Below are 8,399 nucleotides of genomic sequence, written 5' to 3'. Positions count from 1 at the left end.
GCTAATTCTAAATCTGTATTGAGTAAATTAGCTTCAATCGTGTTTCCCTTCCGTACGGTATAAAAAGAAGCTCCAGATCCAGCTTTTTTATCTGCTGTCAGCTTTAACTCTAATCGGTCGTGGCTTTTCTCTAATTCGATGTTAGTAATATTTCTCTCCGCAGCTATTGATGGAGCGGCAAGTAACATAGTAGTTAATGCGGTTAAAAATCCAAGGCGATCGGACGCGGAGCGTAGCGTAGCTAATCCTTTAGGGCAATAGTTTTTCACTGTTTAATCCTCAACCTATATTGTTAGTAAATATATTCTCTGCAAAATCAAATATTAGTTAGTAATATCCGAAATAATTTTATTACTTATTATTCTTTGCTTTGTTGTCTATTTTTACGTCTGTTTCTACGCTTAGAACGCTCTTCGTTTTCTGCTTTTTCATCTGCTTTTTTAGCTTTCGCTAGTTCTGATTGACTAGAAGGTAAAATAGCATCTAGTTTGATTTGAGTTTTTAATTCTGCTTGTTTTTGAGGCAGAATTTCGGTGTTATTATTAGCAAAAATTGCTGTTGGCTGTTCGTCTACCGTAGAACTAATACTTTGAATCATTAGTAAAGGTTGCAAGCGTTCTAAATCCTGTAATATTTGCTTAGTCTCAGTAAAAGTACCTTCAATAGTTAAAGAAACTCCTTTACGTTTTAGTTTTCCTTGTACTTCAGCCCCTAAAGAAGCATCGTCAATAGTACTGACATTGCTATCGGGTTGAAAATTAACTAATTTGGCTTGATTAGAACTAATAAAACTATCAATATCGATTAGTAATGTATTAAGATCTTCTTCGCTAGTAAACATAGATATAACGCGAGATTTCAATACTTTTTTTTCTGCCAGATCTGACTGTAGTTGAGCTAGTTTAAGCTGCAAATCTCCAGTTCTTATTTTATTTAGTTGACCTTCTAACTCTTGTTTTTTAGCTGAGGCTTGATTGTATTTTTCTTGAGCGGGTTTGACAAAGTTTATAAATCCATAAGCAGCGAGAGCAATACCAGCCACTGCTATAGCAACCCCTATAACGGTTGGGGTAAAAGTAATCCCAAATGCAGAAGGATAATCCCCCTCTAAACCTTGTTCTTCTGTGGCAAAATCATCAGTAAAGGTCATTTTAAAGCTACTCCTTTCTGTTCTAATATTCTGAGTCTAGTTACCAAACCAGTCGAACCTTTTTTCTCAATTTCCTCAATTAATTTGGAACTAGGTACATTTTTTAATTGGGTAGAAATTTTATATTGAATTCCTTCAGGGACTTCAAAGCTGGCATTATTGGGTAACTTATCTTCGTTTTCAATTTCAACGTTGAAGTTAGTAGTGCCAGCCGTATTTAACACGATCTTTTTAGCATCGAAAAAAGGCGATCTTTGAAGAAATAAAACAAAATCATTCACATCAGTATAAGAACGAGCCGTACCCGATAAATTAATTCCAGTACTACTCCCCGAACCACTTTGCTGAATAGAATCTACTTGAACTCCTGGAGGAGTGCGATCGCTTATTTCTTGGACGATAGCAGCCCAGGGTTTAATTTTTTCAAATACTCCAATCAAAGCATTAGTTTCTTGTTCTACTTTTTGAATTTCTTCGTTAGCTGCTTCAATCTTTTTATTTTGGTTACCTAAGTCGGCTATTTCGCTTTCAATTCGTTGAATATCTTCTTCTAGTACGGCCGTTTTAGCATTAACCCCCTGTAGATGAACAAAAGTACTTGTGGCTGCTATTAATGCTACTAAAACTCCTATACCAATAGGTATTTTATCGGCAATACTAGGCTCTTTTTTTTGAGCAAAACTATCGCTAATTTCAGTCGATTGTTCTAGTCCGCGATCCCTCAGAAAGTTAATATCTAAGTTATACATAAAGTCATACCAATTTTCAGAATTATGAGTATTGTTTTGAGTGAGATTTTGATTCCATACAAGAATTAATAGACAGATAAAGAATCAAACTCTAAATATCCCGCATTCCCAATCCTAAAACTATACCCAAACCAGGACGATATTCGGGGGCAACATCTTGACTGACATCTAAACCAAGAGTACTTATAGGATCTATTTTCATAGTCGGTAAATTTAGTTTTTGTGTAAAGAATTCATCTACCTGAGTAATCCCTGCTCCTGGCCCAGCTAATAGTAATTGGGCTATTTCTAAATCCTCACTTTGATTAATGTAAAAGTTAATTGAACGACTTAATTCTTCTGCTAATTCTTCTAAAATTTTCATTAAAGCTAATTTGCCAGATTCTATTTGGGAAGAATCAATCTCTCCTGAATCGCTCAATCCATCGATGATATCTATATCATGAAGTAATTCAGTTTCTCCAGTATTGGGCAATCCCATTGCTTCAGAAAATGCACTCCGCATTTGATAAGTTCCAATAGGAACGGTACGAGAAAATTGGGGAACTCCTTCAACAACAATAGCAATTTCAGTACTGTCAAATTCAACGTCAACTAAGACTACTGCCTCTTTTGAACCGAATTGACGTAATTGTTCTCTAATAGTTCTAATTAAAGCAAAACTATTAATTTCAAGAACTTCCATTTGCAAATCTGCCTGCTGGAAAATTTCACTATAAAGATCGGTAACTTCTTTTTTAGTTGCTACTAATAAAACATTAACTTTTTCAATACCATCTTCATCCATAAAATAGCCTAGTTTGGCATAATCTAAATCGACTTCTTCTCTAGGATAAGGAAGATACATTCCAGCCTCATGTACCAAAACCATATCTTTCAATTCGTTTTCATCCAACTCGGCGGGAACGGGAATAACACGAATAATAGCCTCTCTCATCGGAACGGCAGTCGTTATTTTTTTGGCACTAATTTTATTTGTTTTAAGAGTATCTTTAATCAATTCAGATAAGCTCAAAGAATCAACAATTTGACCGTCTTCATATATTCCTTCAGGAATATCCGCAGAAATATTTTTTAATAATTTATATTGCTGACCATTTTTAGTTATTTGAGCAATATTAATCTTCTGTGGATTGATTTCAATACCAATGCTTCCTCCGTTCTTAGCAAAGATACTAGTTAAATTATTTAGCATATCCCTGTCCTAAGTAGTATTTCAAAAAATGTACCTCAATCCTAGATATGACAATATGATTTTTCAGGTTATTCGGTTTAAATATTTAAGGTTTTATTACTTTAATTATTTTTATAAATAGCCTTAATCTTTTTATTAGACTACTTGCCAAATACTAAATCATAAGTTAACAAAAAGTCGATTTTACTCGACAATATACTAGCTACATTGGACATTGTAGCTGCTGTTAAATGTTTTTAAGATAAGTGCAAGTACCGAAAATAACTAAAACTTAAGATTAAATAATGGTTAAAAATACGCAGGGATTATCTATTAATAAGTCAAAGTTAATCTGTGGTATATCTTTAAAATCTAAATAATAGCTATAAAAGCAATTTACATTGCAATTTTTATTTATAAGTAATATGGTTTGTTTTACCCTTTATCTCTTAGTTCGTAATGAATAAATCCTTGAATATTAAAAAATTTAGCTTGCTAATAGGAATACTTTTAAGCAGTATTTGTGCTTGTAATCCTCGCCCTAAGGTTAATTCGGATAATCTGGAGTTTTGGACGATGCAGCTAAAACCAAATTTTACTCAGTATTTTACCGCTCTAAATAATAATTTTGAAACTCAAAATGAAGCAGTAGAATTACGCTGGACAGATGTTCCTTGGTCGGCAATGGAAAATAAGATTTTAACTTCGATTTCTGCTAATACTGCACCAGATGTGGTCAATCTCAATCCTAAATTTGCTTCTCAGCTAGCATCTCGCAATGCTTGGCTGAACTTAGATGAAGTAGTTCCCCCAGAAGTTCAAGCTACCTACTTACCCAAAATCTGGCAAGCTAGCACGATTAAAATATGCGAAGCAAATAGCTGTCGCGATCGCACTTTTGGCTTACCTTGGTATTTGACTACTACCGTTACTATTTATAATCAAAATTTATTAAATCAAGCAGGTATTGCCGAGCCGCCTAAAACTTATCAAGACTTAGCTATTGCCGCTCAAAGTATCAAAGAAAAAACAGGAAAATATGCTTTCTTTATTAGTTTTGTTCCCAATGATTCGGGAGATGTACTAGAGTCTTTAGTCAAAATGGGAGTGAATTTAGTAGATGAATCGGGGAAAGCTGCCTTTAACACTACTGAAGGAAAAGTCGCTTTTCAGTATTGGGTCGATTTATACCAACAAAAATTAATTCCACCAGAAGTACTAACTCAAGGTCATCGTTATGGCATTGAGTTATATCAAATGGGAGAAATGGCTATGCTATCTTCTGGTGCGGAATTTATTGATAGCATTACGAGTAATGCACCAACTGTTGCCGAAGTTTCTGAGATAGCACCTCAAATAAGCGGAAATACGGGTAAAAAAAGCGTAGCAGTAATGAATTTGGTTATTCCTCGTCAGACAGATAAATCGGAGGTAGCTTTGGAGTATGCTTTGTATGTCACTAATACTAAAAACCAATTGACCTTTGCTGAAAAATCTAATGTACTTCCCTCAACTAAAGATGCAGTAAAAGAATATATCAAAAAGATCGAACGAGAACCAATCGATAATTTAAAAGCAAAAGCCAAAAAAATAAGTGCAGAACAACTTAAGGATGCTGAAGTATTAGTTCCCGTGCGACAAGATTTACCTATTTTGCAAAAAATCATTTATGAAAATCTACAACAGGCAATGCTTGGAGATAAAACCGTAGAACAGGCTGTTACAGATGCTGCCAATCAATGGAATAATCGATTAGAAAATCAATAATTATCTCTAAAAAACTAATACAATTTATTTAGCAAGATAATTTTTTAAGCATCAAATATTTGCTGGATTGACGATTCTGTAACTAAACTTTATTGCAAAGGTTGCTCAAAAAACTTATCATTGTCAATAAGCAAGAAATAATTGATAAAAGATTGGTATGGCTCATTATACGGCAGCTTCCTTAAAAGCCGAACTCAACTCCAGAGGTTGGCGTATGACTCCTCAAAGAGAAAAAATTCTGCACGTATTTCAAAATTTGCCGAAAGGCAATCATCTAAGTGCGGAAGAACTACACGAACTTGTAGAAAAACGTGGCGAATCGATCAGTTTGTCTACAATTTATCGTAGTGTTAAACTTATGGCTCGTATGGGTATTTTACGAGAGTTGGAGTTAGCTGAAGGTCACAAGCACTATGAGTTAAATCAGCCATACCCCCACCATCATCATCATGTAGTTTGCATTCAATGCAATAATACTATTGAATTTAGAGATGATACTATTTTAAAACACAGTCTAAAACAGTGTAAAAAAGAAGGTTTTCAATTAATTGACTGTCAGCTAACAGTGATGACTATCTGTCCCGAAGCTATTCGTAAAGGATGGCCTTCTGCCTTGCCTACTGACTGGTGTTGTACTCGTGTAATTTCAGAGCGGGAAGCAGCAGAAAATAAAGTTAAGGAATAGGCTTAATTAACATATCAGTTAAATAGAGGCTGAATTTTAATCAAAAGTTCTTGAGAAGATTAATTGAATTATCAACTGCAAAATTAATTTATTTATCTCATTTAATGCCCGTCACAATTTCAATTGAATTACTGACGGGCATTGTTGTGGTTAAATAACTAAGAATTGAACCTTGAACCTAATATTGTTTATTTTTTGGCTATTAATACAGTCTTTTAAGGTTTGAGAATATATTCAGATTCGATCGCCTGCAACTTGCCAGTTTTAACTAGAGCTTGGTGAATCATTGCTGCTACTTCAGCCCGAGTTGCTGAAGTTTCGGGACTTAGTAAATTGCTGGCAACACCAGGAGGATTGACAATTAATCCTGCTTCGGCTGCTGCTGCTACTTGTTCTTTAGCCCAATCAGGCATATTTGCACCATCGTCAAATTTTTGTAGGATTAGATCCGCATCTTGGGATGATTTTAAACCCAAACCTGTCGCTAGGGTAACTAATACTTGATAGCGAGGAATATTTTCTAGAGGTCGAAATTCATCGTCGGAATAGCCCTTCATAAAACCAGTAGTAACTGCTTTATCAATATCAGCAGCGATCGCATTTTTATTAGTTACGTCGTTAAATTTTTTAATAGATTTAGTATTAGGTCGATCTTCAAAAGCTTGGCTAATTAAGGTAGCCATACTAGCTCTGGTAATTAGTTTGTCTGGTTCAAAGTCGGCATCTTCTGTTAAGGCAGCGACTAATTGTTTGTCGCTCATTTGTTTAACAAAGGGATAAGCCCAATAGCTCGGAGCAACATCATCGGGCATTTCTGCTATTTCTGGCTCTGTGTCCATTTCGACGGGAGTAACCCCAGCATCGGGAGCAGTAGCCTGGGTGTCTGTTTGATCGGGAGCAATCCCAGCATCGGGAGCAGTAGCCTGGGTGTCTGTTTGATCGGGAGCTAGGCAAACTTCAGGCTCGGTAGCTTGGGTGTCTGTTTCGTCGGGAGCTAGGCAAACTTCAGGCTCGGTAGCTTGGGTGTCTGTTTCGTCGGGAGCAACACCAGTAGTTTCAGAATCTAGATTAGAATCACCATCGGGTCGATCGCCAAAAGCTGGTAAAGCAGCTGCACCAATAGCAACAGGAGCTAATTTACGATCGCCATCTAGTTGATAACTGGGAGTCGATTGCCCCGATGCAATTTCAAAACCAGAAGAATCGGCGATTGAAGCAGAATTATCTCTTGTAGAAAGGCTTCCTAGAGCAAGACTATCGGCATCTGGTTCTAAGTCGCCAAAATCGACATCGGAGTCGGCATCAATACTGCCTAATTCGATGCCCGTGCGATCGCCCGATAGTAGAGCATTTTGGTTGCCCAAGCCAAAATTACCAGCAAATTCGCTTTTTCTGCCAGCCAAAGACCAGAATAGAATCGAGCCAATAGTACCAAAAGCAACAACAATGGCAATCATTTCATCAAAAGTTACTCCCGCAGCAGGTCGGCTTCTACGCTCTGGGATAGGATTTTGCGGTTCTTGAGGTGATGAATTTGTCATGGATGTGGGATGTTTAAATTGATAGTAATAGTTAAAAAATAAACCAAGTTTGAAATAGTTCTCAAAAAAGCTGCTGAAGTTTTTAGGTTTTCTAAAATTCTGGCGATCGCAAGGCTGCTATTTGAGCTTCTGCTTTGTTTAAAGATTCGTACCATTCTCGTTCTGGATCGCTATCGGCAACAATACCCGCTCCTACTTGTCCCCAAACATCAGCGACACCTGGATTTTTAGAAGGCACGTATAACAGGGTACGAATGAGAATATTTAAGTCCAAATTTCCTCGGAGGTCAAGGTAGCCACAAGAGCCATAGAAAAGACTGCGACGGACTGGCTCTAACTCTTCAATAATCTCCATACAGCGAACTTTAGGACATCCTGTAATCGTTCCTCCAGGAAATACTCCGCGAATTAGATCTATAGCATCGCAGTCATCTTTTAAAATCCCTTTAACATTGCTGACTAAGTGCATGACGTGGCTGTAGCGTTCGATCGCCAGTAATTCATCTACTTCTACCGAACCCCACTGGCAGACTCTACCCAAATCGTTACGCTCTAAATCCACGAGCATAATGTGTTCGGCTCTTTCTTTAACATTGCTCGATAATTCTGCTGCCAAAGCGCGATCGCTCTCTCGATCTGTTCCTCTTCTTCTAGTTCCCGCGATCGGTCTGGTCTGGGCTTTTTTCCCCGTTAGTTCGATCAATCTTTCGGGAGAACAACTAATGACATCTCCCCAAGGCGATCGCCAATAACTAGCAAAGGGGGAAGGATTAATTTGTTGTAGTTGATGATAAATCGACCAACTATCTAGCTCTGTCTGGGTGTGGAAGCGTAAAGATAAATTAGTTTGAAAGATATCTCCTGCTTGGATGTATTTTTTTGCTTGTCTGACCGCGTTTTGATATTGTTCGCTGTTGGTTAAAAAATTGATTGAGGATTGGAGGACTGAGGAAGTAGGAGAGTGGGGAACTGGAGAAGTAGGAAACTGGGAGATTTTAGTTTCGAGATCGTCTAGGTTCGAAGCTTCGCTGGCAGCCAGCCACAGTACTTGTCGAACGTGGTCTAAAACCGCAAAGGATTCTGGTTCGTACCAATAAGCGACAGGAAAAGGTAGGGTATCTTGATTTAAACTTGGCAAATGCTCGATTTCCCAAGCCAAATCGTAACCCAACCAACCAAGCCAGCCTCCAGTAAAAGGAAGATGAGCGATTTCGAGCTTTGCTCGTGCAGCGACTGAATCAAGAAGCGATCGCAAGAAAGGCAATATTTTTCCCGTCTCAGGAGTCCATAATTGAGCTTTTCCTGCGATTTTTCGTGGCGATCCCCCACAGAT

Annotated in this window: 8 protein-coding genes; 2 read left to right on the top strand and 6 right to left on the bottom strand. The window is 37.4% G+C overall.

From position 1 onward, the window contains the following. The 4 genes from AC33VI_RS09060 to pilM all read right to left on the bottom strand — a co-directional run. Positions 1 to 269 (bottom strand): hypothetical protein (locus tag AC33VI_RS09060; RefSeq protein WP_491781942.1); only part of this gene is annotated, 269 nt, incomplete at its 3' end. Between the two features lie 89 nt (positions 270 to 358). After that, complete coding sequence (locus tag AC33VI_RS09055; protein ID WP_491781941.1) at positions 359 to 1,150, bottom strand: type II and III secretion system protein; 792 nt, start codon at positions 1,148 to 1,150, stop codon at positions 359 to 361. Beyond that, a complete protein-coding gene (locus tag AC33VI_RS09050) occupies positions 1,147 to 1,899 on the bottom strand; it encodes a PilN domain-containing protein (protein ID WP_491781940.1) in 753 nt (250 codons plus the stop codon). Before AC33VI_RS09050 ends, AC33VI_RS09055 begins: the two co-directional genes overlap by 4 nt. A 91-nt stretch (positions 1,900 to 1,990) precedes the next feature. Further along, positions 1,991 to 3,094, bottom strand: coding sequence for a type IV pilus assembly protein PilM (gene pilM / locus AC33VI_RS09045; RefSeq protein WP_491781939.1), 1,104 nt, complete (start codon positions 3,092 to 3,094; stop codon positions 1,991 to 1,993). Positions 3,095 to 3,532: 438 nt separating this feature from the next. Between pilM and AC33VI_RS09040 the strand changes: the two genes are divergently transcribed. Beyond that, entirely contained in the window at positions 3,533 to 4,840 is a 1,308-nt protein-coding gene (locus tag AC33VI_RS09040; RefSeq protein WP_491781938.1) for an ABC transporter substrate-binding protein, read from the top strand. Between the two features lie 157 nt (positions 4,841 to 4,997). Next, positions 4,998 to 5,525, top strand: a complete 528-nt coding sequence (locus AC33VI_RS09035; protein WP_491781937.1) for a ferric uptake regulation protein — start codon at positions 4,998 to 5,000, stop codon at positions 5,523 to 5,525. Positions 5,526 to 5,740: 215 nt separating this feature from the next. Here AC33VI_RS09035 and AC33VI_RS09030 read toward each other — a convergent pair whose 3' ends face one another. After that, entirely contained in the window at positions 5,741 to 7,066 is a 1,326-nt protein-coding gene (locus AC33VI_RS09030) for an S-layer homology domain-containing protein (protein ID WP_491781936.1), read from the bottom strand. 91 nt (positions 7,067 to 7,157) lie between these two features. Next, a partial coding sequence (locus tag AC33VI_RS09025; RefSeq protein WP_491781935.1) for an anthranilate synthase component I occupies positions 7,158 to 8,399 on the bottom strand: 1,242 nt, incomplete at its 5' end.

Source organism: Waterburya sp. (assembly GCF_058530065.1).
Note: the sequence above shows the minus strand (reverse complement) of the source record. Positions and strands in the feature narration are given on the sequence as shown.

Excerpts from the sequence above, each read along its gene's own strand:
- AC33VI_RS09055 (WP_491781941.1), bottom strand. The coding sequence starts at position 1,150 with ATGACCTTTACTGATGATTTTGCCACAGAAGAACAAGGTTTAGAGGGG.
- AC33VI_RS09050 (WP_491781940.1), bottom strand. The coding sequence starts at position 1,899 with ATGTATAACTTAGATATTAACTTTCTGAGGGATCGCGGACTAGAACAA.
- pilM (WP_491781939.1), bottom strand. The coding sequence starts at position 3,094 with ATGCTAAATAATTTAACTAGTATCTTTGCTAAGAACGGAGGAAGCATT.
- AC33VI_RS09040 (WP_491781938.1), top strand. The coding sequence starts at position 3,533 with ATGAATAAATCCTTGAATATTAAAAAATTTAGCTTGCTAATAGGAATA.
- AC33VI_RS09035 (WP_491781937.1), top strand. The coding sequence starts at position 4,998 with ATGGCTCATTATACGGCAGCTTCCTTAAAAGCCGAACTCAACTCCAGA.
- AC33VI_RS09030 (WP_491781936.1), bottom strand. The coding sequence starts at position 7,066 with ATGACAAATTCATCACCTCAAGAACCGCAAAATCCTATCCCAGAGCGT.